Origin of the sequence: Polaribacter sp. L3A8, from assembly GCF_009796785.1 — a bacterium.
Taxonomy (GTDB): domain Bacteria; phylum Bacteroidota; class Bacteroidia; order Flavobacteriales; family Flavobacteriaceae; genus Polaribacter.
This window is the reverse complement of sequence record NZ_CP047026.1, coordinates 126,884-152,109: the sequence shown is the minus strand read 5'-3', so window position 1 is coordinate 152,109 and position 25,226 is coordinate 126,884. Positions and strand designations below refer to the sequence as shown.

Here is a 25,226-nt window from a genome sequence, read left to right as displayed (position 1 = left end):
TAAAAAATAAGACTAAAATATTTTTGATCTATAAAACATTAAATATGATTTTAAAAACAACTCCCTATCACTTATTAACTATATGTACTTTTATTCTATTTTCATGTACTTCTAAAGATGTTACAAATAAAACCATAGAAAGAACAAAAACCAATATCAACCTAAATTGGATGTATTTAGAAAATGATACCGAAAACATTTCTGAAGCTTTAAATACTAATAATTGGAAAAATATAAATTTACCTCATTCTTGGAATAGTCTAGATGCAACAGATTTAGAGCCTGGTTATAGAAGAAGTGGCAGTTGGTATAAAAAAACGATTGATATTTCTCTTACCCCTAACACAATCTACGAATTGTATTTTGAAGGTGTAAATATAACCTCTAAAATATATGTAAATGGGAATAAGATAGGCACCCATATTGGTGGTTACATTGGTTTTACTTTTGATATTTCTAATGCACTAAAAAATGGTGAAAATGAAATTATAGTTAGAGCTGATAATAGTTATGACCCAGAAATTATTCCATCACAAAAAAGTGATTTCTTTATCTTTGGAGGAATTACTAGAGACGTTTGGCTGCAAACAAAACCAAAAACACATTTAGCAAATTTAAAATATATAACTCCAAATGTTTCTAATGAAAAAGCAAATTTAGAAGGAACCGTAGATGTTGTAAACGCTAATAATACTTCTAAAATAAAAGCTTCTTTAATAGATGCTGATGGAAAAACAGTTACAGAGAAAGAGTTTTCGGTTGCAGATAATTCAGCAAAAATCAATTTTAAAAATATTGAAAACCCTAAATTATGGGATACCGAAAATCCTAACTTATACACAATTGAAGTTTCTTTAGTTGATAAAAATGAAATAACTACAGATAAAATCTCAGATAAAGTTGGTTTTAGATGGTTTGAATTTAAAGAATATGGCGCATTTTTTTTAAACGGAAAACGCTTACTTTTAAGAGGAACTCACAGACATGAAGAACACGCTGGTGTTGGTGCTGCAATGAGCAACGAGCAACATAGAGCAGACATGGAACTCATTAAAGAAATGGGAACTAACTTTGTACGTTTGGCACACTACCCACAAGACCCAGAAGTTTATAAAGCTTGTGACGAGTTAGGTTTATTAGTCTGGGATGAGTTACCTTGGTGCAGAGGCGGTGTTGGTAATGACAATTGGAAAAAAAACACCAAAAACATGTTAACAGAAATTATCAACCAAAACTACAATAGACCAAGTGTTATTATTTGGTCTTTAGGAAACGAGATGTATTGGTTGCCCGATTTTGAAAATGGAGGAGATATAAAAGAAATGAATTCATTTTTATCAGAAATAAACGATTTATCACATAAATTAGACCCAACTAGAAAAACTGCTATTAGAAAGTATTATGAAGGTGCAGATATTGTAGACGTCTTCTCCCCTTCTATTTGGTCTGGTTGGTATTCTGGAAGTTATAAAAGTTATCAAAAAGCCATCGATCAATATAAAAAAGAATACAAATCTTTCTTACATGCAGAATATGGTGGTTCTAGTCATTTAGGTCGTCATACAGAAAACCCAATTACGGGAGAAGGAAAGATTCAAGCAGATGGTTGGGAAGAAGCAATTGTACAAACAGATGTTGCTAATATTGCGCAAATTGGAGATTGGAGTGAAAACTACATTGTAGATTTGTTTGATTGGCATTTAAGAATCTCTGAAAATGACAGCACTTTTGTTGGGAATATTCAATGGGCTTTTAAAGATTTTGGTACACCATTAAGACCCGAAAATGCTATTCCTTACATGAATCAGAAAGGTTTGGTAGATAGAGATGGCAATAAAAAAGATGCATTTTATGTATTTAAAAGTTACTGGAGTAAAGATCCATTTACGTATATTGAATCTCATACCTGGACAGAGCGTCAGGGACCAAAAGGTTTGGCAAGAGACATTAGTGTTTACAGTAACTGTACAGAGGTAGAATTATCTTTAAACGGAAAAAGTTTAGGTACAAAAACAAGAAATACAAAACAATTTCCGGCTGCTGGTTTAAATTGGAGTTTGCAATTTAAAGATGGTGAAAACACATTGGTTTCTAAGGGTAAAACTACAGACGGAAAAATAGTATCAGACAAATTAATTGTTAACTATAGATATACAAAAAACGGAAAAGCAAAAGGGTTAAAACTATCTTACACAAACTTAGAAAATGGAAACTATTTAGTTACTGCCATTGCCCACGATTCTAAAGGATTACGTTGTTTAGATTATGAAGACAGAGTTTATTTTCAATGTTTATCTGGTGGCCAAACTATGAAGAGTTTAGGAACACCAACAGGAAGTGAATCTATACAAATGGCAAACGGTAAAGCTTCTATTGAAGTTAAAAGGAACACACAAAATAAACCATTAAAAATGATGGTTTTAAACCAAAATTTTAAAGGAACCTATCTTACCATTGAATAAAAATTTTAGTTGATTAATTTGAAAAAGAAATCTCATAATTTATTATTAAATAGTGGGGTTTCTTTTTTTTTTTGATAGAATATATTCATACAATTAACTGTATAAATTTAAACTCTTCAAATAAATACTACAGCAATTTTGGTTTACAAATGTATAAATAAAAGTATTTTTGCTTAAAACAGAAAAACCTTTATTAATTAATAAAAAAAAGGGGTTCTAATTAAAGATTATAAAAACAAATGAATTGCCCTTGTAATCCTGTAAAACTTTATAAAGATTGTTGCCAAAAAGCACATAATAACATAGAGAGTGTTACATCTGCAGAACAATTAATGCGCTCTAGATACAGTGCTTTTGTTTTAGCTGATATAAAATATTTACACAAAAGTCATCATAGTACTACAAGACTTTCTAAAAAAGAATACAAGGAATTAGAAAAATGGACAAAATCTGTAAAATGGGTTAAATTAGAAATAATAAACTCCACAGAAAGCACCGTGCGTTTTAATGCTTTCTTTTTAGAAAACGGAAATTTAGAAAGTATACAAGAAAATTCTACTTTTTGTAAAGAAAATGGATATTGGGTATATTTAGATGCAAAAAATGAAGTCAAATATTTATAAAAAATGACAGTTGAAGATTTAGTAGGTACATTTTCTATTATTGGAAGCAATCAAGATGATGAAAAAAACTCTTATAAAGGAGCTCTTAATTTGTCTTTAGATACTAATCATAGAATTATTGCTAAATGGTTGATTCATGATACTCAAGAACAATATGGAACAGGCTTTTTTAAGGATAATATTCTAGTTATCAACTTTAATTATAAAGGTTATAATGATAAAATATTTAAAGGCACTGTCGTTTACAAATGCTTAAATAAAGATATTCTAGAAGGTTTTTGGTCTGAAAAACTTGGAGACCCCAAGTTTTTGGGAATGGAAAACTGTTTTAGAGTAAAAAACTCTAAAACAGTTTTAAATTAATTTATTTAGGTACACTTGCCCTGTATATTTCTACTTGAGAGTTTGTTTCAATTTTATAAGAAGTATTTGGTTTAATAAGTATTGCTTGTCCTTTTTCTATAGCAATAGATTCATCACCTTGTAAAAGTGTAGCAGCTCCGTTTAAAGCCATTAATATTTCTACAGAATTAGAAACAGAAGTATGAGTTATTGCTTCTTTTAATTCAATTTTGCTTAATTCAAAATCTTTTGCAATGGTTTTAAAAACAACTTCACCATTTGCTTTATTTTCAACTCCGTTTAAAATATTAGGAATCGTTTCTTCAAATTTTGTGTTTTTTATAAGCTCCTCAACATCAATATGCTTTCTGGTTAATCCTGCTCTTAATACATTGTCAGAATTTGCCATTAACTCCATATTTACACCTTCTAAATAGGCATGAGGCACACCTGCATCCTGAAAAATTGCTTCTCCTCTACTTAAATTTAAAATATTAAAAAAGTAGATAGAAAAGATTCCTTTATCGATATCTTCAGAATCTTTATTGTCTAATGATTTAGCTGCCCAATAAGCTGGGGAAGACTTCTCTAATTCATTTTTTATAAATTTAGGAAGAATACGTTTTACCAAAGGTCTAAGAATTGTATTTACTTCTTTTTGACTATATTCCATCACTTTTTTATAAAGGACTAAATAACCATCTTCTAAAAAAGTAGTTAACAAGAAACTTAATTCTGCGGTTTCTTTTAAATTTTTTACTAATTTTTCTTGTTCTAAAAAACCATGTAACAACCAAAAATCGGTTAAAGCAATCATTATTTCTGGTTTATGATTTTCGTCTTTAAAATTTCTATTACTTGCTGTTAATGGAATACCTATTTCGTTTTCTTTTTTATATCCATTTTTTGCAGCTGCAATACTTGGATGTACTTGTATAGAAAGCATCTTATCAACATCTAAAACTTTAAATAAATAGGGTAATTTTCCAAAATTATTTACAACATCCGCTCCTAAATTTTCAATCGGGTTTTCATTTAAAAACTGATCTAAAGAAATACTTCCTTTAGCTGTAATTACTTTTGATGGTGCTTTTAAATGGGCACCTAACCAATATTCTGCATACGTTGTATTTGCTTCATTTTTTTCAGAAACTAAATTAGGAATAAAACTTTTTCCACCCCAATCATAATACTGTACCTGCCCAACTATCTTATAAAATTTATTGTCCTTTTTGCCTAAATTTTCAACCATCTTTATTTAACAATTTATTAATTCTTCAAGTGCATATACCTTTCTTAGTAATACTCTTTCATCTATTTTAAGCGCTAAATCATCATCAGATATTTTTAACATTTCCTTCATCAGACTTTTGTTAAAAATATTTTTCGGCGGCGTGTGCACTATTAAATTAATGTCTTCTGTTTTAGACAAAAAACGTACTCCTGCTTTTACGGCTGCCATTGATGCTTTTTCTTTTCTTAAGTTTAAAATAGAAATGTCAAATTTAGAAGATTCTTTTAATTTAAATAATAATTTTAGTATTTTATTGTCATTGCCATTATTAACTAGGCAAATTTTAAAATGTTTGTTAAAAAATGATTTTAAAGGTAATTTCTCTAAAACATCTATATCTTTTTTTTCGAAAACTACAATTACTCCTTTCTTCATATTTCTTTATTCTAATAGTTTCGGCACTCTTTAATACTCTTTTATAAAATGATTTACTTATCGTTTTTAATGAATTACTTTTTTTTACCTTTTCTATAAAACCAAGCTATCTGACCTAATTGCCCAACAATTTTAACAGAATCTTTCATAGATAGCTTAGATCCATCTGCATGAATCCATCTTTTTAAAGGTTGTTCACACAACATTTCTTTTGCTTTATCTAAGCCATAATGTAGTGTGATTCTTCTAAAAATTTCTACATCAAAAATCCATTGTGTTACAAATTTATCACCAAAAGAAACATCAATAACATCTTTATGAAAAATTTTAGCACCACATTGTGTGTCTTTAAAATCCATAGAAAGAATTTTTCTGATGATAAAATTAATCGTCATACTAATAATTTTTCTTGCAGATTCTTTGGTAATATTGGCTCCCATTCTACTAATTCTAGAACCACTTACTATTTTATACTTCGCATTATTTTCAATAGTGGTTACTAAATCATCAAAATCGGCTAAATCTGTAGATAAATCAGCGTCTAAAAAACCTATATAATCTAAATCTACTTGTTTAGCCATATAGAGCATCCCTTGTCTTACTGCTTCTGCTTTACCTCCATTTTTTTCACAATCGTACACGGTAATAAAATCTTCTCTTCCTTTTTTTAGCTTGTTTAAAACGTCTAGTGTTTTGTCTTTACTTCCGTCGTTTACAAAGCACAAATGATATCCAGAGTTTTTATCTATATAATCTGTAAACTCTTTACTTAGTAACCTTTCCTCTTCATTATAACAAGGTATAACCACGCCAACACATCTTTCTTGAATAATGGTATTTGAGTATTTTTTGGTAAGATCCATATTATCTGGAGCACCAATTAACCTTTTTGTTCTTAAACCAACTTCAGTTAAACTCAAAGGTTTTTTCATGTAATCATTTACCCCTAACTCAAAACCTTCCGTAATCATTTCATCATCTGTGTTACCAGATAAAATCATAATAGGTGTATTTGATTTTTTAACTTCTCTAATATGTCTTACAACATCTAACCCAGAAATAGTAGGCATATTTATATCAACAATAACTAAATCTGGCTGAAAAGAATCATATAATTCAATTCCTTTTATTCCATCTGTTTCTGTAATTACTTCATATCCCATTTCTTTTAATCTACTTTCTAATGGAATTAAGACTAATTTCTGATCATCTATCGCTAATATTTTCATGTTTGAAGCTTTTTTATTTATTAATTACACGGCAAAAATACTTTAGTTCTACTTTATTCTTTTTAAATTGGTCATTAAAGGTCATTTAACTCTGTTGAAAGGTAGTTTACTTTAGACTAATAAAAAAAAACTAACCTTAAAAATTTTTATATTTACATTCTTATAAGCGAACGTTCTGTAAATGAAAGAAAAATCTAATAAATACTTAATTACTGCAATTCTATTAGCGGTACTATTTCATGGTTCTTCTATTTTCTTTACCTTAGAAACTACATATGATGCTTTAATTCATTTATTTTTTGCAGACCATTATGCCCACAGTTGGTTTGAACCTTGGAATTACAAGTGGTATACTGGTTTTACGGTACAGAGTTACCCGCCTTTAGTACATCAAACCATTGGTGCTTTATCCTTAATTGGAGGATTAAAATTCGGAATGTTTACAGTGGCCTTAATTGCTATTGTTCTTTTTGTTACCGGATCTTATAGATATTCTTTATTGATAACATCTAACAGAACGGTTGCAGGTTATGCAGCTATTTTAGCCGTTTTCTCTTCATCTTTTGTAGAAACCTTGCATATTTTTGGTCAATTGCCGAGTATTATTGGTGTTTCAGTTTTAATGCATTCGTTACCCGAAATTTATTTATGGCTTAAAACGGGTAAGTATAAATTCTTTTTCACTTCCCTTTCTTTAATTGCCGTTACCGTAACCTCTCATCATGTTACGCCTATATTTGGAATGTTATTTTTTATTTTTCCCTTAATAGGAACTGTAATTATGGATGTTGCTAGAGAAGAAGTAGACTCTTATAAAGAGGTTACGCTTTTATTATTTCTAAAAACATTTATGAAACAATTGAAGAAAAACTTAGCGTTTGGTTTCTCTTCTTTATTCCTTATTATTTTTTGCATTTTTCCCTATTGGATGAATTCAAAATTAAACCCCATTACACAAGTACCAATTCCGCATGGCTCTAGAGATAGTTTTATTGAGGTAACTTCTTCTGGTTTGGTGTTTTTTACCATTCCATGGGGAATTTTATTATTTATTCTACCGTATATATTTTACAGATATTTTAGCAAACGTTATTTATTTTTTGGTTTGTCTTTTACAATGTTGGTTATTTTAGGAACGGGTGGAACAACACCTATACCTAAAATAATATTAGGAGAAACAGCCTTTAATATTTTAACCTTAGATAGGTTTACGCTTTGGGGTTCTATCATGTCGATACCAATATTTGGTGAATTTATTTACCGATTTGTAGAAGGAGATTTAAAAACATTAATTCAAGATAAATTCGGAGCCGTTTATCATCGATTATTAGGTGGACTTTTAGCGGGTGCTTATGTTTCTATGGTTATTTTTACTATGAGTTTAGGATACTTTAGACCGTCTCAACCTCAAAAAATAAAAATGCTACCTATTGTTAATTTTTTGAGTCAAGATTCTCATGATCAGTGGCGGTATTTAACACTCGGTTTTGGAGATCAAATGGCTTGGTTAGCAGCGCAAACAAATGCCATGAGTGTAGATGGTAATTACCACTCTGCAAGACGTTTACCCGAGTTAACAACAAGACCTATAGAACGTTTAGAAAACTCTAAATTTAAAGGAGTTGCGGGTATTGGTTCTTTACAACAATTTTTAACTACGCCAGAAAAATACAATTTAAAATATATTTTTTCGAATGATAAATTTTACGATCCGGTTTTATTTTTCTGCGGATGGCAGCGTTTATCTCAGTTAGAAAACGGAATTATGGTTTGGGAAAAATTGAACGTCCCTCCTATTTCTTCAATCTTACCTAAAGAAGATGTGCCTGCTTGGGTAAAAATAATTTGGGGTGTCATTCCTTTTTTAACGGTTTTAATTGCCTTTATTTTAAATGTACAATCCTTGTTTGTAAATGGCTTAAAAACAAAAGTAAAAGCTGTACCTGTTTATTTTAAATTTAAAGTAGACTACCTTAAATTTCCTAGAATTGTTTTAAGAGCATTGCATATTTGGGCAGTGGTTTTAATCTTTGTAATTGCCTATGCGTGTTATATGTTTTATATTAAAAACGAAACACAAAGGTCTCCAGAAAATGTTGTAAAAGCTTATTATGATGCCATCGATTTTAAAGAATTGAATAAAAGTTTTACTTATATAGATCCAGAGGATGAACTTACACGCGCTCAATATTTATTAGAAATTTCTGTTACTGATGGTTTGCTAAGTTCGTATGCAAAATTAGATGCAATTACCACAGAAATAAAAAAAGAAACGGATAGTATGGCTACTTTAAAAGTAGAAACCAAATGGATTACGCCTTTAGAAAAACTATCTAAAACCGAAATTAAAACGGCCGTTAAAAGAAAAGGAAAATGGTATTTAAAGCCTACAAGAAAATCGATAGATTTACCACCAGACCAACTCTATTCTAAAAATACTACAGGTTATTTTAATCAAGGTAGAAGAAGAATTACTACAGAACAAACGCATCATGAAGATGTTTTAAAACAACCTGTTTTAGAGATTGTTTCTGCCAAACTGATAAAATTTAACAAACGCTATGCTATTATTGGCGAAGTACAAAATATAGACAATGTACCTGCAGATGTTGTTTTAAAAGGGACACTTTATAATGACGATAATAAAGAATTAGCAACCTACAATGCAAAGCATATTTTAAAGCATAAATTAATGCCTAAAGAAATTAGTGCTTTTAGAATTAATTTTGAAGGTATTGCTTGGTCTAAAACCAAAGATTCAATTCCTAAAACATTTAATCCAGACGAATTTACACCTGTGGAATTAAGTGAACAACCTACAAAGTTTAATTTACAAGCCGCAGGAAACACAACTAATTCAGATTTATTTAAAGACATTGTTTTAAGTGAAATAAGCATCACTCCAAATCAAATTAACGGAACTTTATTTAATAGCGGAATTCAAGAAATTACGGTTCCGCAAATGATTATTACTTTTTACAACGAAAATAAAGAAATGATTTGGGTAGATAATTTATTTTTAAAAGAAGGAATACGTCAAGAGCGTAAACTCCGTTTTAGCTACCCAATACCATTAAACCCAACCATCAAAATAATTAATGATGATATGAGTTTTTGTTTTGTAAATGGATTGCCTAATAAAGATATTGCCTTTAAAATAATGCCAAACAGAATTAAAAATCAGACCATTGGTAATTTGCAAAAAGTAGAACATCCGCTTTTTAGTTATATTAAAATAGAATTAAGTATGTATATCGGTAATCCAAAATAATGAAATTAAAAAAACTTTTTTTGCTAACCATTTTACAAGTAGTCATTGTTTCTTTCTTTGCGCAAGAAACAACCACTAAGCAAGCTTCTATTTCTTTACTATCAACAAAAAACACTTTTAATGTAAATGATAAAATTATACTAGAGTTTACCGTACAAACCGATTCTATTTATCAATTATATTGTGCTAATAGTTATGGTGCAACCGTTTTAGAACCTACAATTACAAATGAAAAAACGGTCTTTGAAATCCCTAAATTTCTATCCAAAAAAAGAGGCATTTTATCTTGGAAAATCATCAATGCAGCAGAAGATATTTCGGGGAATATCACCATTAATTCTCTGCACCAACCAGCATCAATAGAAACTTATTTAGGTCCACCAAGTATAGATGCTGGTGGTTTAGATTACACCATGTTAGTCGTGATACCAACAGATAGTTTAGATAATCCTATTTTAGATGATAGTAAAGTTGATGTAAAATATCAGTTTTTAAAATCAGAAACATCAAAAGCTATTTCAACCGATAAATTAATTGGATACAGAAATATTTATTCGCCTAAAAAAAGTGGAAGAATGATTATTTCATCAGAATCTTTTGGTTTAAATTCTAAAGAATTTGATGTAAATATTATGCCTGCCATCGCTACAAATTTTAAAATCTATGTGAGTAGAAATCATGAATATGCAGATGGTAATCAAATAACAACCTTGTATACCGCTACCATAAAAGATAAAAACAACAATATTGTAAGTGATGGTAGTTATGTAGAATTTTATATCACCAATAAAAACGGTGGTATTTTAAAAACAACAGGTACTACATTAAATGGGGTTGCTCATGCAAAAATTATTCATCCAGATTTTGAAGATCAATGGAGTATAAAAGCGTATTTTATTGGTATTGCAGAGAGTAACGTTTTAAAAATTAAATACAAAAAAGTAATAGAAGATTACCAAGTTGCTTTCTTAGATAATAACAGAACTATAAAAGTAGGCCCATTAAAAAGTTTTATGAATCAAATAATTCCGGATGGATTGTCTGTAAAACTAACCATTTACAAAAACGATACACTTGTTAGTGAGCTTTTTAAAGAATCTCAAAATGGATTTGCAAGTTTTTACTTAGATCCAAATATTTTTGAAAATAATTTGTACACAATTTATATTGAAACCGCAGGAATAAAAAAAGAGTTTAAAAGTTTTAAATTATGGTAAAAACAAATAAACGAATTCTTAGAGGTGTTTTAATGCTCACCTATATGGCCATAATTGGTATCCTTTTATTTTTAGTAAGCTCTTTGTACAGTTTTTTAAATACAGGTGCAGACAGAAGTAAAATGTTGCACACAGAAGTTAAACAGGCAGAACAATATTTACCAAAAGTTACATGGAAAAATGATGGTAACGAAGGACGAAAAATAAGTTTGCAAAAAATAAATGCGGTTGAAAACGATTATTTAGATGCTTGGTATGTAAAACAAGTAGCCTACAAAACCAATACACAAGTTGGTATAGAAGATTATTTTACTAAAAGTGCAAGAAAAAATATCTACAAACTTATAAAGAATAATAAATCAGAAAAAATAACCATTGATGCCACTACTCTAGAGCATCATTTAGATATTGAATTTTTTAGTGAAGACGGACAATTAATTGTTTTAAAAGATACCAATGCTTTAGAATATAAAAAGGTTTTTAAAGACAAAAAACTACTTTTAGAAACTACAGAAGTTTCTACCTATAGATATGTTTTGTTATTAGAAGATGGTTTTTGGCGTATTAGACACGTGGTAAAAGAAGCTTCTAAAAAAATTAAAGATTCGCTTGTAAAAACCCCTATTGCTTTCTCTAACATAAAAGGAATTAACTATTACCCGCAAGCCACACCTTGGAATATGTATGGTGATGAATTTGACATTAACATTATTAAAAACGATTTTAGAATTATTAAAAAAGCAGGCTTAAATTCCATTAGAATTTTTGTTCCGTATGAAGATTTTGGAAAAGCAAATGTTAAATTTGATAAATTAGAAAAACTTAAAAAAGTTTTAGATACTGCATTCGCAGAAAACTTAAAAGTAGTGGTTACCTTGTTTGATTTTTATGGAAATTACGATGTTTTAGATTGGACCTTAAACCAAAGACATGCTGAAAAAATTGTAGAAACCTTTAAAGATCATGAAGCTATTTTAGCTTGGGATGTTAAAAATGAACCTAACTTAGATTTTAACTCTAGAGGAAAAACAAATGTAACTGCTTGGTTAGATTTTATGATTATTCTTATTAAAAAGATTGATACAAAACACCCTGTAACTATTGGTTGGTCTAACACAAAAAGTGCAACTATTTTAAAAGATAAAGTAGATGTTGTTTCTTTTCATTATTATGATAAACTTGAAAATTTTGAAACAGCATACCTAAAACTAAAAGAAGAAATAAAAGAGAAACCTATTATTTTACAAGAATTTGGTTTGTCTTCTTATGGCGGTTTCTGGAGACCTTTTGTTGGTTCTGAAGAAAAACAAGCAAACTATTATAAAGAAATGCAAAAAGTCATGACAAAAAATGAAATTCCTTTTATGTCATGGACTTTATATGATTTTGATAACGTACCTAAAGAAGTTTTAGGGAGACTTCCTTGGCGAACAAATCCACAGAAAAAATTCGGATTTATTACAAGTTCTGGTAAAAAGAAATTGTCTTATAAATATATTTCTAAAGAATAATTTATAGCAATCATTATTTCTTTTTAGCAATAATTTTATTGAATTCGTCTAAATAAATATTTGTAATTCTTTCCATAGGAAACGCCGTTGCAGCCTTGTAATTAGCTTCCCCTAATTGAATTCTATATGCATCATTAGTTACAATTGCCTTAATTGCATTTGCCAAACTTACTACACTTTCTGGTTCAAAAAACTCACCTCTATAGCCTTCATCTTCAATTAAAGTAGCTAAATCACCTAAATTAGGCATTACTACTGCTCTACCATAACTACCTGCTTGGTGTAATACTCCAGAACTACCTGTTGTAGACGTATACGGAAAAACAACTACGGCACTTTCTGTAAACAAAGGTGCTACTTCTTCTTCTTCTACATATCCTGTAAAAGTAAGTTGCGGTACATGCTTATAAGTTTCTTGTGCATTTTCTAAATAACCAGGTACATTTGGGTTGTCTGTTCCTGCAATTACAATTTCTAAATCTAAGCCTGTTTCTTTTCTTACCAATTCTACAGCCTCAATCATAGATTCTACTTTTTTGTAAGTTCCGAACTTACCAAAAGTCATAATTTTTAAAGGACCTTCAGGCAATTCTTGAGACGGATTTTCTGGAATTTCAAAAGTTCCGTGAGGAATCATTTTCACATTATCTACCTTGTATTTATCAACCAAAGTAGTAACATATTTATCCATAGTTACAGCCACTAAATCTGCTTTTAAAATTAATTTGGTTAAAGATGTACCAATAAAATTATATACTTTTTGAGCCAATTTATTCGAGGTAAAACCTGCACTTTCTAAATCTACTTGCTCTAAAATATTGTGTAATAAAACAATAGTTGGTATTTTTTTAATTTTACACACCATTGGTATTGCCAAACCTAAAGCTGCAGCCACTTTTTTATCACCAAACTTCATAAACTGTAAGTTAAACAATATAGCATCTGGTTTTGTTAAATTAATAGCTTTGGTAACATTTATAATGTTTACATAGCTATTAAATTTCCAGCATTCTTTTACCGTAATTTTGCATCCATTCTCTGTAAAGTTAATATCTTTTCCTTCTGGCGTTTCGTCTGTTAACAAAATTAATTCACTTACTTTTTCACTTTGTCTAAAGCTCTTAACTAAATGATACGCGTATTCATTTAAAGTTACTTTACTTGGTGGGTATGCTGTTACGATGGCTAATTTCATATTCTTTTTTTTTATGATACTACAAATTTGAGGTTTTTACTTTATTTTCTTTTAGATAAGCTGCTCAAATGCAATTATATATAGATGATTGGAAAATAGGTTTAGATAATACTATTCCGCTGTTTCTTTAATAGCCTCTGTTGGTTTAGAATCTTTAAAAAAGAAGAAACTAAGTTGCACTATTAATAACAATACCATTGCTATAATTTGCACATGAACCACTTGTTCTAATGATTCATGAAAAAGAACAACTAACACTATTTGCAACATTCCAAAAATTCCAGAAAGTACAACAGGTACATATTTATCTAATGATAAATAATAGTAAGCAAATATATTTGAGATGGCAAAAACTCCTGTTGCAGATGCATACTTCCATAACAATGGTGCTACTGACAAGTATTCGCTACCAAATAATATTTTAATTATTTCATTCGGAAAAAGAAAACAACTAATCACAATAGCCGCAGCAATAAAACCAATATAGGCAACATATTTTAATAAAATTGGCAAGGTCTCTTCCCCTTCTTTTTTAAGCTGAACAACAGTTGGTAATAACAACATTACAAACATCCAAGCAATAAAATAGACTACTCTACCAATTAAAGCCAAAGATGCATACAAACCTGCTTCGTAAGACTCAAAATAATGTTTTACCAATAAAATATCACTGTTATTTATAATAATCTGAGTTAACTCATAAAAAGCCGTTATTATAAAGAAATTTTTTACTAATTTTTTATTATCAGCTGCTAATGAAAAAGGTTTAAATAAAGAAAAATTGCTAGTTCTAAAAGGAATCAATCCAAAAATAAAAGAGCAAAAAATACCGATTGCTATAATTAAAGAGGAATCTATATCTAAAAAATATAACAACGCAAAGGTTAACAATAAACGACTAATCATTTCTGATTGATAGGTTACTGATAAAGATTTTAATTCTTGCTTCCCTTGAAAAACACCTCTGTTAACACTCATTAAAAAGTAAAACGGAACTCCAAAACCAAAAATAACAAACATGGTTGAAGAAGTTGTTTTAAAAAAGTGCTGTAATTGCGTAGAAAAAACAATTATTGCAATTCCTAAGAAGATGCCGGTAATTAGCGCATTTTTATATATTTTAGAAATAAAGCCACTAAATATTGAATCTTCAAAAAGTACAGAAAACTTAGCTGTTACCAATTGAAACGTCATGGCAACAAAAGACAACACTAATAAAAAAGTAATTAAAATGGCTGCATCTGCAAATTTTTCGGGTCCTAAAACTCTTCCTAAAACTAAATTATAAATGTAGTTCCCTCCATTTACCAAGAGAACACTTAACATAAATACTTGTTCTGGCTTAATTTTGTTTTTTACAAATCGTATAACTTCTTGCATATTATGTATCTTTTTATTAAGCTATTTTGCGTTCTTTAAATTAATCATAAATAACTTTACATTAATGCGTATTTGCATTATTATTTAAAATTATTTCTCTTTTTCTATAATTCTAAGCAAATATCACTTAGTTCCCTTAAAAAGAATCTCTAAAGACGTTGAAAAACACTTTTATATAGTTTAATGATTAATTACTATTGCTTAACTTGCCAATACAAAAAACAAAATCAATGAAATTAATATATTCTACTTTTATATTCTTTCTTTTCTTTAGTTTACAAGGTTTTAGTCAAGACATGAAAGAAGGTTTTACCTATTTAGAAACAGGTAAATATCAACAAGCCGAAGTTTTTTTTAAAGATGTTTTAAAAGAATATCCTACAAACAAAACTGCAAGACTTTGTTACGGAAGAGCTATTGGTTTAAACGGTAAGGCTACAGCAGCTGTAACACTTTTTACAAATCTGTTAAAAGATTATCCTTCTGATTTTGAAGTAAAATTGAATTATGCAGAATCTTTACTTTGGAGTAAAAATTATCCTGATGCAAAAATCTATTATCAAACATTATTAAAAGAAAATGATAAAAGCTTTGCTGCTTTATTAGGATATGCAAATACGTTATCTAATTTAAAAGAGTTTGAAGACGCATTAATCAATGTAGATAAAGCCTTAGAAGTATTACCAGGGACCCCAAATGCATTGGTTTCTAAAAAATATATGAGATTAGGTTTGGCAAGTAAGAAAGTAACGGATCAAAAATATGACGAAGCCGAAACCATTTTAAAAGAAAACTTCACCTCTTTTAAAGATGATAAAGAAACCTTATTAAATCTTGCTAATTTGTATTTAATATCAAATCAAACAGAAAAAGCAAAAAGCACGTATGAAATTATAGGTAAAAACCCTGCGGATAAACTAACATCTTTAAACGGTATTGCTTTGTCTTATCATTTAAAGGAAGATGATAAAACCGCTTTAAGTATCAGTAAAAAATCATTAAATAGTATTGATAAAAACACACCTGAAACCCTAAAAAACCAAACTACAGAAAGATATATTCAGGCTTTAATTTGGAATAAAAAATATACGCCAGCTAAAACTGAAATTGATAAGTTATTAGACAATAATAAAAATCCAGAAAACTGGATGCTTTCTTTAAGAGCAACATTAAATATTTATAAAAGTGATTTTAAGAAAAGTATTGATGATTATGATTTAATCTTAAAAAAAGACAGTGCTTCTTTTGATGGTAATTTAGGAAAAGCAAATGCTCTAAAAGCATCTGGCTATTATAACAATGCTTATAAAAGCGCAGAAAACACCTTAACGTTTTATGAGAAGCAAAAAGATGCCTCAAATTTTATAAAACAATTAGATTTAAGTTTTACACCGTATGTAGAAACCAAATTTTCTTATTCTTATGATAATGGAAATAACGAAGCAAATGCCTACGATGTTAATGCAGAAATTCCTTTTTCTACAAAATTTAAAATTTTAGCCAATTATAATTATAGAACAACCTCTAACCCAGACACCAACATAGAAGCTACAACCAATAATTTATTAATAGGTGCTTCTTATCAATTATTAAATAACGTAACCTTAAAAGGTAGTTTTGGTGTTACGTCTTCAGATTCTGAGACAAAAAAATACAATCAACTCTTAACAGATATTTCTGTTGATATAAAACCATTTAAGCTTCAGAACTTAGAGCTCGGTTATAAAAGAGATATACAAAATTTTAACGCTGCATTATTGAATGATGAAATTGTACAAAATAACCTTATTTTAAATTATAGTTTAAATACAAACTTTAATTTAGGTTGGTTTACACAGTATTATTACACTTGGCAAAGTGATGAAAATGCAAGAAATTTGTTATTTACTTCTTTATATTACAATCTGTTTGCAAAACCTTCTATAAAAGCAGGACTTAATTATCAGAACATCTCTTTTAAAGAATCTCGAGATAATTATTTTAGTCCTAGTAAATTTAATGCTGTAGAAATATTTGTAAATCTTATAAAAGATGAAGCAGCTGCAAAAAATAAAGAATGGTTTTATGGATTAACGGCAGCTACTGGTTTGCAATACATAGAAGATGATGATGCTCTTAGCACCTATAGAGTTCAAGCTAAATTAGGCTATAAGTTTTCTGAACGTGCACTCTTAAACATCTACGGATTACAAAGTAATATTGCTTCTGCTGTTGCAACTGCAGGTTCTGCTGGTTTTACCTATACTGAGTTTGGAGTAAGATTTAAATGGATCTTTTTAAGAAAACCTTTGTATAAAAAGTAAGGCAAAAGATTTCTCTTTTGCCCAACAACATTCCTTCTGGAGATTGGGGGGCTAGTTGACGATAAATGTTCCAGAATGTTGACTTTTTGTATCGTCAATTAGGCTATATTTATAAACTCCTTTTTTTAATTGAGGAGCATTGTATTGTACTTTTGTAAAAGAAGAACGGCTGCTTATTTTTTGAATATCTACTACTCTACCCATTACATCAAAAACTTTAATTTGAATATCATTAGTTGCAGTTGGTAGTAGAATTGTTGTAGAACTTGTAAAAGGATTTGGGTAATTTTTTAACTTGTTATTATTTTTTACAATAACATCATCTGTACTTAAAGTACTATTTGTTGTGAATGCTATTTGATTTATATCAAAATTAAAAGGTTTGTAATTGGTGTAATCTCCTATAATAGAAAATACAATAGTTTTAATATCTGTAATTACTGCTTTATTCCCTAGATGATCTACAAAATCTGAAAAAGAAACACTATATCTTTTTTCTTTTGAATTTGCAGGAATTGTATAACGTAACCTATTTTCCCAAGCTCTATCTTCGCCAGACATAAGTATTATTTCTACAGGCTCATTATTTCTAATATTAAAATTAAGAAAGTCATATTTAACCACATTTAAAGTTTTGTTTTCAGGTAAAAGGTGTCTAAATAAATTAATATTTCCTTTCACCTCTCCAACAGCTTTAACACTTCGCTCTACTTCATAAACAGCTTCCTTAAACTCTCTTTCAAAAGTTTTTATTTCGAAATTTGAAACCATTGCATATTCTTTTAAATAATCTAAACCCCAAGGTCCATCTGCTAGATACAAGGCATCTTTTTGGTTAGACGAAGCTGTTTCTAAATAAAAGCCAATATCAAATAAAACACCTGTTTCTATAGATAGTACTTCATTATAATCTCCAGAGAGTGAAAAAGTATTTGCTGCTTTAACATGTTCTGAAACTTCTGTATCTGCTATATTACCAACAAAATTAACTGCTTTTTCTTGAGTTCTATTGATTAGATTTAAATGAACAATACCATTAGAGTAACTTCCTGTTTTTACAAAAACATTTGGTAATACATTTTCTATGACCTTACTTTTAAGTCCACCTTTTAAGGCATATTGCTCTATAACATAATTTGCGATTGCATAAACTTGAGCGTAAGAACTTCCCCAAATTAAATAATTTTGATAATCACCTGTAGGATATTGGTCTATATTCCAAAAACTAAATAATTCGTTATCATTGGTATCTACTTTAATTGAAAAACTTAAAGTATATTCAACTTTACCAGAAACATTATGTATTTTAGATTTTATTACTTGATGCTCTTTTACTAAAACAGTACTAATACTATCTAAACTAGCTCCATTTAATCGATTACAAATCTCTTTATAATGATTGTAAACAGCGCCTTCCGTTTTTGTTGCTACAACCGAAGCTACTTTATGTTCTCTTTGATAATAAACTACCGATAAAAAATCTTTTATATTTTTATTAACGACCAGTTTTTCTGAAATAGAAACAAATGCTGTTTCTGTATGATTTATTCCTGTTTCTGGTAAATACTCTATGAAAGAATTTTTAGGAGTCTTTTTATAAAGTTGTTGCTTATTAAATTTTAGTCCCTTAATTTTCACACTTTCTGCACTAACAAAATTACTTTTGTCTGATTGAGCAATGGTGTTTCCTATTGTTACAAAAAGGAGAATTAGCAATATTTTTTTTATGATATGTTTCATTATATCACAAAAATAAGCACGAAGTAAAGTAGATTTAGTAACTTTTAGCCACTAACACTTTAACTATAGATGAGTTGTAAGACTTGTTTAGACAAACATTAAAGTAAATCTAGTCTTTTCATTAATTCTGGACGCTTAGACCTACTCACAGGAATAACATCTTTTTTGATTAAAACACTGTTGTCTTCAATATCTATAATTTTTTTAATATTGATAATGTACGAACGGTGTATTTTTAGGAATAAAGAATCGGGAAGTTTTTCTTCTATTTTTTTAAGTGTAGAATGCACTGTATAATCTTTACTTTCTGTTTTTATTTTAATATAATCGCCTTTTGCTTCTATTAAATAAATACTTGGTAAATCTATTTTTATTAATCTACGATCTATATTCACATAAAAATCGTTTTCTGTATCTTTAGTTTTAGCAATTTGTTTAGCTGAAGTAGCTACTGAAATATTTTTTCTCTCTGCCTTTTCAATTGCTTTTTTAAAACGTGGCAATTCTACTGGCTTTAATAAATAATCTACTATAAAATCGTACTCAAAAGCTTCTATAGCAAATTTTGGATCTGATGTTGTTAAAATAATTTTTGGTGGATTTTTTAGACTTCTAATAAAATCTAGACCACTAAAATTGGGCATATGGATGTCTAAGAAGATTAAATCTACTTCATTTTCATTCAAATATTTTATTGCTTGTATGGCACTAGGAAACTCTTCTAAAATAATTAAAGAATCTATTTCATTGCATAAGGTTTTAATTATAACCCTTGCCATTTTTTCATCATCAATAATAATACAATTCATAAAACTTATATAGTTTCTATATACGCTGTAATTGCTTTTAAAATTTTTTCAAAATCTTCTTGTTTCTCTAAACTTAGTTCCCGAAGGTTGTGTTCAAACTCATTAGCAATTTCGTAACTCTTTTCGAGACCTAAAATACTAATTTTATGTTTAAGTTTATGAACACTTTCTTCTATTTTTTTAAATTCTTTCTTTTCTAGGTAATCATAGTACTCTTTCTTTTCATCTGGAAACTCTGTTTTAATAACGTCTATTAACTCATTTCTAATAGATTCGTCTCCTCTTGCTAACTGTTCTATGTATTCTAAATTTGGTTGTTCCATCTTTATTTTTTTATGCTAAAATAAAAAGTAGAGCCTACTTCTGGCTCAGATTCTAAATAAATTTCTCCTTTATATACTTCTACAATCTTTTTTACGATAGATAAACCTATTCCTGTAGACTGATAATCATCTTCTAATTTTTGAAATGCCACAAATATTTTATCAAAATACTTACGATCAATTCCGTTACCATTATCTTTTATATAAAATCTCCAAAAATCAGGCGTTTCTTTAAAGCCAATTTCTACTGTTTTAGCTTCTTTATCATTAAATTTTACAGCATTATTTATTAAATGCTTAAATAATTGGTTTAACCTAAATTTATCTCCTTTTATAGTTGGTAATTTTTCTGGAATACTAAAAGTAGCCGTATTTGATATTTCTTTATTATTTAAAATTTCATCTACTAAAGTATCTATACTTACATCATAAAAATCTTTTTCAATTTTACCAATGGTAGAATATTGTAAAATACCTTTTACAAGTGTATCCATTTTTTCTACATTATCTCTAATAAATTGTAAATTCTCTTTACCGGTATCATCTAACACACCAGAATAATCTTCTAAAACCCATGCCGTTAAAGCCTCTATACTTTGCAAAGGCGATTTTAAATCGTGAGAAACCATGTGCGCATAATCATTTAATTCTTGATTTTGGCGCTCTAAATTTCTTAAAAGTTTGTCTTTTTGTTGATTAATTTTAATAATTTCTTTGGTTTGATTGTCTATAAAATCAACCAATTTTAAAGAATCTACACTTTCTTTAGGACGATTATTCTTTAAATCATAGAACTGTAATTTGTCTATGACACTTTCTAATTTTGAGATTACTTTTTTTTGAGAATCAGATTCTTCTCTTAATTGTTCATTAGCACAAAACAGCTCTTCAGAACTAAATGTTGTAGCTCTCTGAAGCATTAAAAACTGCTCTTCTGAAGTGCTATAAGATTTATCAATAGCCTCTAAGAATTGTTCTAACTCTGCGTTAGACTGCAATTCTTTGGGTAGATATTTTCTTATTTGTCTTTTTAATAAAGAATTCATTATTCGCTAATTAGTGTAACTGTCATTGTTTGGTTATGTAATTCACAACTATTTTCTCCTATAAAAGGCGCTATTTCTCCGTAAGAATACAACCCTGTTATTGTTGTTGCATCTCCTACAACTTCCATTACCTCTTCTACTTCTTCTTCTACTCTTTGGTCTAAAACTAGTTTTCTACCTATACAACTTACTAAAATAGCTAATTCTGGTTTCTTGTTTCTAAACTCTAAAGCATTTTTAGCCGCTTTTTCTGCTGCATTTACAATATTATCTACATTGGTCATCATTAATTGTACTTTAGAATTCTCTAAAATATCACCTGCCAAAATCATAGAATTTTCTTCTTCATCTATATTTAAAATACTTCTTACAATGGTGTTATGTCCATCTTCTGTTTTTACATTTAATGGATACAATAAAGCTGCACCTGGCAATTCTTTAGATTTTTCTCCTAAATATTTCTTATATAAATCTAATGCAGGTAAGTTATCTAATTCATATAACGTATTTCCTTCTGATTTTGTTACAATTCTTTCTGGTCCAAAAGGTGTCCAACCGCCGTTAATAGAAAATGTAATCTCTAAAGACTCACCATACAAGCCAATAGCCACTATTTCTCCTGCTTTTGGGTTTTCGTTGTAAGAAGATATCGTTTTTTCAAATCGAGCATCATCTCCACAAAGAGCACCAGTAATTAATAAATTATTTTCTGTGGCAGCATTCATACCTCTTGTTAATTGACTTCCGTTTATAAAACTTCCTTCAGAAACAACAAAAACGTGCTTTAAACCTTCTTGAGAAAATTGGCTAATTAAATCTTTACCTACAGAAAAACTATCTACTTTAGAGTCTGAATTTGAGTTTAAAACATTTGTAGTTTTAATTATAAAATTACTTTTTTCAAATTCTATTGCTGTGATTGTAATACTTTCATCATCTATAGACTCTGATGAAATATCACCACAAGCAGAACCAAATACAATATGTCCGTCTTTAAATTTATCCCTAATTTCATCAAAAATAGTTTTATCTTCCAATAAAAATCTATTTCCAAAAACGAGTACTAAGGGTGCTTTTAGAGGGGTATTTTCTGATAAATATTTCCAATCAGAGTTTTTATGTTTTTTAAGTTGTACGGTTTTCATTTAAGTTTTTTTTATGGTAAAGTAAAAAGTAGTTCCTTTATTTGGCTCACTTTCTAACCAAATAACTCCCTTATATAAGTCAACTATTTTTTTAACAATTGACAGCCCTATTCCTGTTGAATCTTCTCTTTTGTTTAAAGAGGTAAAAACTTCAAAAATTTTATCATGATATTTTTCTTCAATTCCAATACCATTATCTCTTATAGAAAATTGATAAAAAGTAAAATCTTCTTTATAATCAATTTCTACAACACCTATTTCTTTGTCGCAAAATTTAATTGCATTGCTTATAAAGTTTTGAAATAATTGTTGAAACTTAGTCTTATCTCCTTTAACAATTGGTAATTTTTTTAAGACATTAACAGCTATGTTTTCTGGAATAAATAATATCTTTTTTAAATCTGATAACGTATTATTTAAATCTACATCTTCATATTCTTCTGTACTAGAACCTGCACTAGAATATTCTAAAACATCAGAAATTAGTTTTTCCATGGTTTCTAAAGTAGTTTCTACAAGACCAAAATTTTGTAGTGTTACTTCATCAAACTTACCTTCATTATCTGCTTTAATCCAAGAAACCAATGCGTCAATACTTCTAAGTGGCGATTTTAAATCGTGAGAAACAATATGCGCATATTCATGTAAATGTTCATTACTTTTTTCTAATTCCTTTAAAATTTGCTCTTTTTGTAATTGCAACCTTTTAAATTTAGTAATATCTAGATTCAAAGCAATAGAACCTATATTTTCTCCCAACAAATTATAATTTGGTGCAGCACTTACCAACCAATATTTAGTTTCTCCACTTTTATTTTTTGTCTTAAATTCATAAGAGGTAGATTCTCCTTTAAGACGTTTTTCTTTTTGATCTTTTACAACATTTGAACTATCGTTAAATGCAAAAATATCACGGCCTACTTTTCCTATTAATTCTTCTTTGGCATACCCAGACATTTCTAAAAAACTTTGATTTACCATCGAAATTTCATCATCTGTATTAATCTCTACCAAACCTAAATTCATATTGGCAATTATACTGCTATATTTCTCTTTTTCACTTTCTAAACTTAAGCTGTATTTTTTTTCTAAGGTAATATCTCTAAAGGTCCATAAAAAGCCTTTTATTTTTCCTTCAATAAATATTGGAATGTAATTTCTTTCGAGAATTACCCCATCTATCATTTCTAATTGCTCTCCAAAAACAGATTTTTTAGCGGCTACTATTTCATCCATTCTTGTTACAAACAATGCTGGTTCTTTAAATAAAACCTTATTTTGTTCTGAAGCCATTTTGCAGTCCATCCCAAATAAATCTTGAGGTTTTGCATCTACTTTAAATAATTCGCAAAACTTTGTATTCGATAATACTATTTTTCGATTTTCATCTTCTAAAATAATACCACTATTTAGGTTTAACACAAGTGCTGCTAATCTATTTTCTGACTCTACTAATAAATATTCTTCTTCTTTTTCTTTAGTAATATCTCTAATAATACCTTGTGCTGCAATTGCTTTATTTTCTTTATTATAAACAACAGTTGCATTTATTTGCACCCATTTAATTTCTTTATTTTTAGTATAAATTCTTGCTGTAAAACCATTAAAAAAACCTTTTTCATATAATTCTGTAAAAGATTTATAAGTATATTCTACATCTTCTGGATAAATAATTTCTGTTACATTAAAATTTTCTATTTCAATATCATAACCAAAAAGACCTACAGCAACCTCATTCATTTTTAAAACATTACCAAACAAATCCATTACTAGATATGCATCATTAATGTTATCAAATACTCCTTTTAATGTAGAAGATTTTTCTTCTAAAAGTTCATTTAACTTTATATTAGAACCTTTTAATTCTTCTGAAAGCTCATATAAATCTCTAGATTTATCCTCTAGAATTTTTTCTGCAGCTTTTCTTGCGGATTTTTCACGTTTTAGTGCTCGTTCTAGTATTTCTATTTGATGTTGACTCATTATTTTTTATTAACAATAAATCGAACCTTTGTACCATCTTCCTTTATTTTTTCTAAAACAATAGATGCCTCTGTATTAAAATGCTCGAAAGTTTTATTCATTAACCCCAATCCAAAATGATGCATTGCTCTACTAGACTTATACACCATTGTTAAAGAATTTTCTGTTTTTTCTTCTACAATAAATGTTGGCAATTCTGCTTCTGGGTAAATTTTCTGCACCTCTACATGTATATGATTTTCAATAGAAGCCAACATTTCTATTGGGTCTTTATAGGTTGCTAAAAGACCTGGATAACTTCTTTCTATCATTCCAAAAAAGTGCTCTGCATAAACCAAAAGCAAATTATCCGTAGAAATACCTGTGTTATCACTTAAGTTTGTTACTAATTGCAACATTTCAGAAAAGCTGTATGTTCCTACAGATGTATAAATTCCTTCTGATGCTAATTCTGATTGATAAATAATTTTATCAACCATTTCTAAACCAAACTTTTCTTCTACTAGATCTAAAAATTCTGTAAAAACAATTCCTTTCATAATTAGTATTTTTTTAGTTCATTCACACTCCAATAAGACAGCACTGTTTCAATCTTTTTAACATAATCATCATATTTTAGTGGCTTTAAAATGTAACCAGAAACACCTAATTTATAACATTCTTCTAAATCTTTTTGATTATCTGAAGTGGTTAATATTACGGTAGGAATATGTTGTATATTTTCATCCTTTTTTAAGATCGATAGAAATTCTATTCCACTCATTTTAGGCATGTTTAAATCTAATAAAATTAAATCAGGGAAATTACTTTTATCTTGTAAAATTTCTAATGCTACTTCACCATTTTTAGCTTCCTGCATTGTATGGTCTAATTTTAATAATGAAAGTGTTCTTTTCATTTTCATTATTTCAATTAGGTTATCTTCAATTAACAATACTTTCAAATTTTTAGACATTTTGTGGGGTTTAACTTTTAACT

General features: G+C 28.7%; 20 protein-coding genes. 7 read left to right on the top strand and 13 right to left on the bottom strand.

The genetic code is table 11. The features are described from left to right. Nucleotides 1-44 precede the first annotated feature (44 nt). The 3 genes from GQR92_RS00560 (at nucleotide 45) to GQR92_RS00550 (ending at nucleotide 3,448) form a co-directional block, all read left to right on the top strand. The gene (locus tag GQR92_RS00560) at nucleotides 45-2,462 is read left to right on the top strand and encodes a glycoside hydrolase family 2 protein (RefSeq protein WP_158837297.1); all 2,418 of its coding nucleotides are present in this window, start codon (nucleotides 45-47) and stop codon (nucleotides 2,460-2,462) included. 239 nt (nucleotides 2,463-2,701) lie between these two features. Beyond that, complete coding sequence (locus tag GQR92_RS00555) at nucleotides 2,702-3,085, top strand: YchJ family protein (protein WP_158837296.1); 384 nt, start codon at nucleotides 2,702-2,704, stop codon at nucleotides 3,083-3,085. A gap of 3 nt (nucleotides 3,086-3,088) precedes the next feature. After that, the gene (locus GQR92_RS00550; RefSeq protein WP_158837295.1) at nucleotides 3,089-3,448 is read left to right on the top strand and encodes a hypothetical protein; all 360 of its coding nucleotides are present in this window, start codon (nucleotides 3,089-3,091) and stop codon (nucleotides 3,446-3,448) included. Between the two features lies 1 nt (nucleotide 3,449). On the opposite strand, the gene manA is transcribed toward GQR92_RS00550, so the two are convergent. The 3 genes from manA to GQR92_RS00535 all read right to left on the bottom strand — a co-directional run bounded on the left by manA (nucleotide 3,450) and on the right by GQR92_RS00535 (nucleotide 6,325). Beyond that, the gene (gene manA, locus GQR92_RS00545; RefSeq protein WP_158837294.1) at nucleotides 3,450-4,679 is read right to left on the bottom strand and encodes a mannose-6-phosphate isomerase, class I; all 1,230 of its coding nucleotides are present in this window, start codon (nucleotides 4,677-4,679) and stop codon (nucleotides 3,450-3,452) included. A gap of 6 nt (nucleotides 4,680-4,685) precedes the next feature. After that, nucleotides 4,686-5,096 (bottom strand): hypothetical protein, encoded by a 411-nt coding sequence (locus GQR92_RS00540; RefSeq protein ID WP_158837293.1) that lies wholly within the window; start codon nucleotides 5,094-5,096, stop codon nucleotides 4,686-4,688. Nucleotides 5,097-5,170: 74 nt separating this feature from the next. Beyond that, nucleotides 5,171-6,325 carry a response regulator gene (locus GQR92_RS00535; protein ID WP_158837292.1) on the bottom strand — a complete coding sequence of 385 codons (1,155 nt, stop codon included), beginning with the start codon at nucleotides 6,323-6,325 and terminating at the stop codon, nucleotides 5,171-5,173. A 181-nt stretch (nucleotides 6,326-6,506) separates the two neighbouring features. Between GQR92_RS00535 and GQR92_RS00530 the strand changes: the two genes are divergently transcribed. From GQR92_RS00530 to GQR92_RS00520, 3 genes are read left to right on the top strand one after another with little or no spacing between them, the layout of a single operon-like run. Next, nucleotides 6,507-9,596: a hypothetical protein gene (locus tag GQR92_RS00530; protein ID WP_158837291.1), complete on the top strand. Its 3,090-nt coding sequence runs from the start codon at nucleotides 6,507-6,509 to the stop codon at nucleotides 9,594-9,596. Continuing rightward, nucleotides 9,596-10,813: an Ig-like domain-containing protein gene (locus GQR92_RS00525; protein ID WP_158837290.1), complete on the top strand. Its 1,218-nt coding sequence runs from the start codon at nucleotides 9,596-9,598 to the stop codon at nucleotides 10,811-10,813. Before GQR92_RS00530 ends, GQR92_RS00525 begins: the two co-directional genes overlap by 1 nt. Further along, the gene (locus GQR92_RS00520) at nucleotides 10,807-12,324 is read left to right on the top strand and encodes a glycoside hydrolase family 2 TIM barrel-domain containing protein (RefSeq protein ID WP_158837289.1); all 1,518 of its coding nucleotides are present in this window, start codon (nucleotides 10,807-10,809) and stop codon (nucleotides 12,322-12,324) included. The genes GQR92_RS00525 and GQR92_RS00520 overlap by 7 nt, the downstream gene beginning before the upstream one ends. Nucleotides 12,325-12,337: 13 nt before the next feature. On the opposite strand, the gene GQR92_RS00515 is transcribed toward GQR92_RS00520, so the two are convergent. Both GQR92_RS00515 and GQR92_RS00510 read right to left on the bottom strand, forming a co-directional pair. Next, on the bottom strand, nucleotides 12,338-13,519 hold the full coding sequence (locus GQR92_RS00515; protein ID WP_158837288.1) for a glycosyltransferase: 1,182 nt from the start codon (nucleotides 13,517-13,519) through the stop codon (nucleotides 12,338-12,340). Between the two features lie 111 nt (nucleotides 13,520-13,630). Next, nucleotides 13,631-14,899: an oligosaccharide flippase family protein gene (locus tag GQR92_RS00510; protein ID WP_158837287.1), complete on the bottom strand. Its 1,269-nt coding sequence runs from the start codon at nucleotides 14,897-14,899 to the stop codon at nucleotides 13,631-13,633. 230 nt (nucleotides 14,900-15,129) lie between these two features. Here GQR92_RS00510 and GQR92_RS00505 point away from each other — a divergent pair, with 230 nt between their 5' ends. Then, nucleotides 15,130-17,202 carry a tetratricopeptide repeat protein gene (locus tag GQR92_RS00505; RefSeq protein WP_233269920.1) on the top strand — a complete coding sequence of 691 codons (2,073 nt, stop codon included), beginning with the start codon at nucleotides 15,130-15,132 and terminating at the stop codon, nucleotides 17,200-17,202. A 51-nt stretch (nucleotides 17,203-17,253) separates the two neighbouring features. On the opposite strand, the gene GQR92_RS00500 is transcribed toward GQR92_RS00505, so the two are convergent. The 8 genes from GQR92_RS00500 to GQR92_RS00465 form a co-directional block, all read right to left on the bottom strand. Then, entirely contained in the window at nucleotides 17,254-18,942 is a 1,689-nt protein-coding gene (locus tag GQR92_RS00500; protein ID WP_158837286.1) for a T9SS type A sorting domain-containing protein, read from the bottom strand. A gap of 98 nt (nucleotides 18,943-19,040) precedes the next feature. Then, on the bottom strand, nucleotides 19,041-19,751 hold the full coding sequence (locus GQR92_RS00495; protein ID WP_158837285.1) for a LytR/AlgR family response regulator transcription factor: 711 nt from the start codon (nucleotides 19,749-19,751) through the stop codon (nucleotides 19,041-19,043). Between the two features lie 5 nt (nucleotides 19,752-19,756). Next, complete coding sequence (locus GQR92_RS00490) at nucleotides 19,757-20,074, bottom strand: Hpt domain-containing protein (RefSeq protein ID WP_158837284.1); 318 nt, start codon at nucleotides 20,072-20,074, stop codon at nucleotides 19,757-19,759. A gap of 2 nt (nucleotides 20,075-20,076) precedes the next feature. Continuing rightward, complete coding sequence (locus GQR92_RS00485) at nucleotides 20,077-21,120, bottom strand: sensor histidine kinase (protein ID WP_158837283.1); 1,044 nt, start codon at nucleotides 21,118-21,120, stop codon at nucleotides 20,077-20,079. After that, complete coding sequence (locus tag GQR92_RS00480; RefSeq protein WP_158837282.1) at nucleotides 21,120-22,265, bottom strand: FIST signal transduction protein; 1,146 nt, start codon at nucleotides 22,263-22,265, stop codon at nucleotides 21,120-21,122. The genes GQR92_RS00485 and GQR92_RS00480 overlap by 1 nt, the downstream gene beginning before the upstream one ends. Then, nucleotides 22,266-24,248 (bottom strand): PAS domain-containing sensor histidine kinase, encoded by a 1,983-nt coding sequence (locus GQR92_RS00475; protein ID WP_158837281.1) that lies wholly within the window; start codon nucleotides 24,246-24,248, stop codon nucleotides 22,266-22,268. Continuing rightward, entirely contained in the window at nucleotides 24,248-24,787 is a 540-nt protein-coding gene (locus GQR92_RS00470) for a heme NO-binding domain-containing protein (protein ID WP_158837280.1), read from the bottom strand. Before GQR92_RS00470 ends, GQR92_RS00475 begins: the two co-directional genes overlap by 1 nt. A gap of 2 nt (nucleotides 24,788-24,789) precedes the next feature. Continuing rightward, the gene (locus GQR92_RS00465; RefSeq protein WP_105048253.1) at nucleotides 24,790-25,203 is read right to left on the bottom strand and encodes a response regulator; all 414 of its coding nucleotides are present in this window, start codon (nucleotides 25,201-25,203) and stop codon (nucleotides 24,790-24,792) included. Nucleotides 25,204-25,226: the final 23 nt, after the last annotated feature.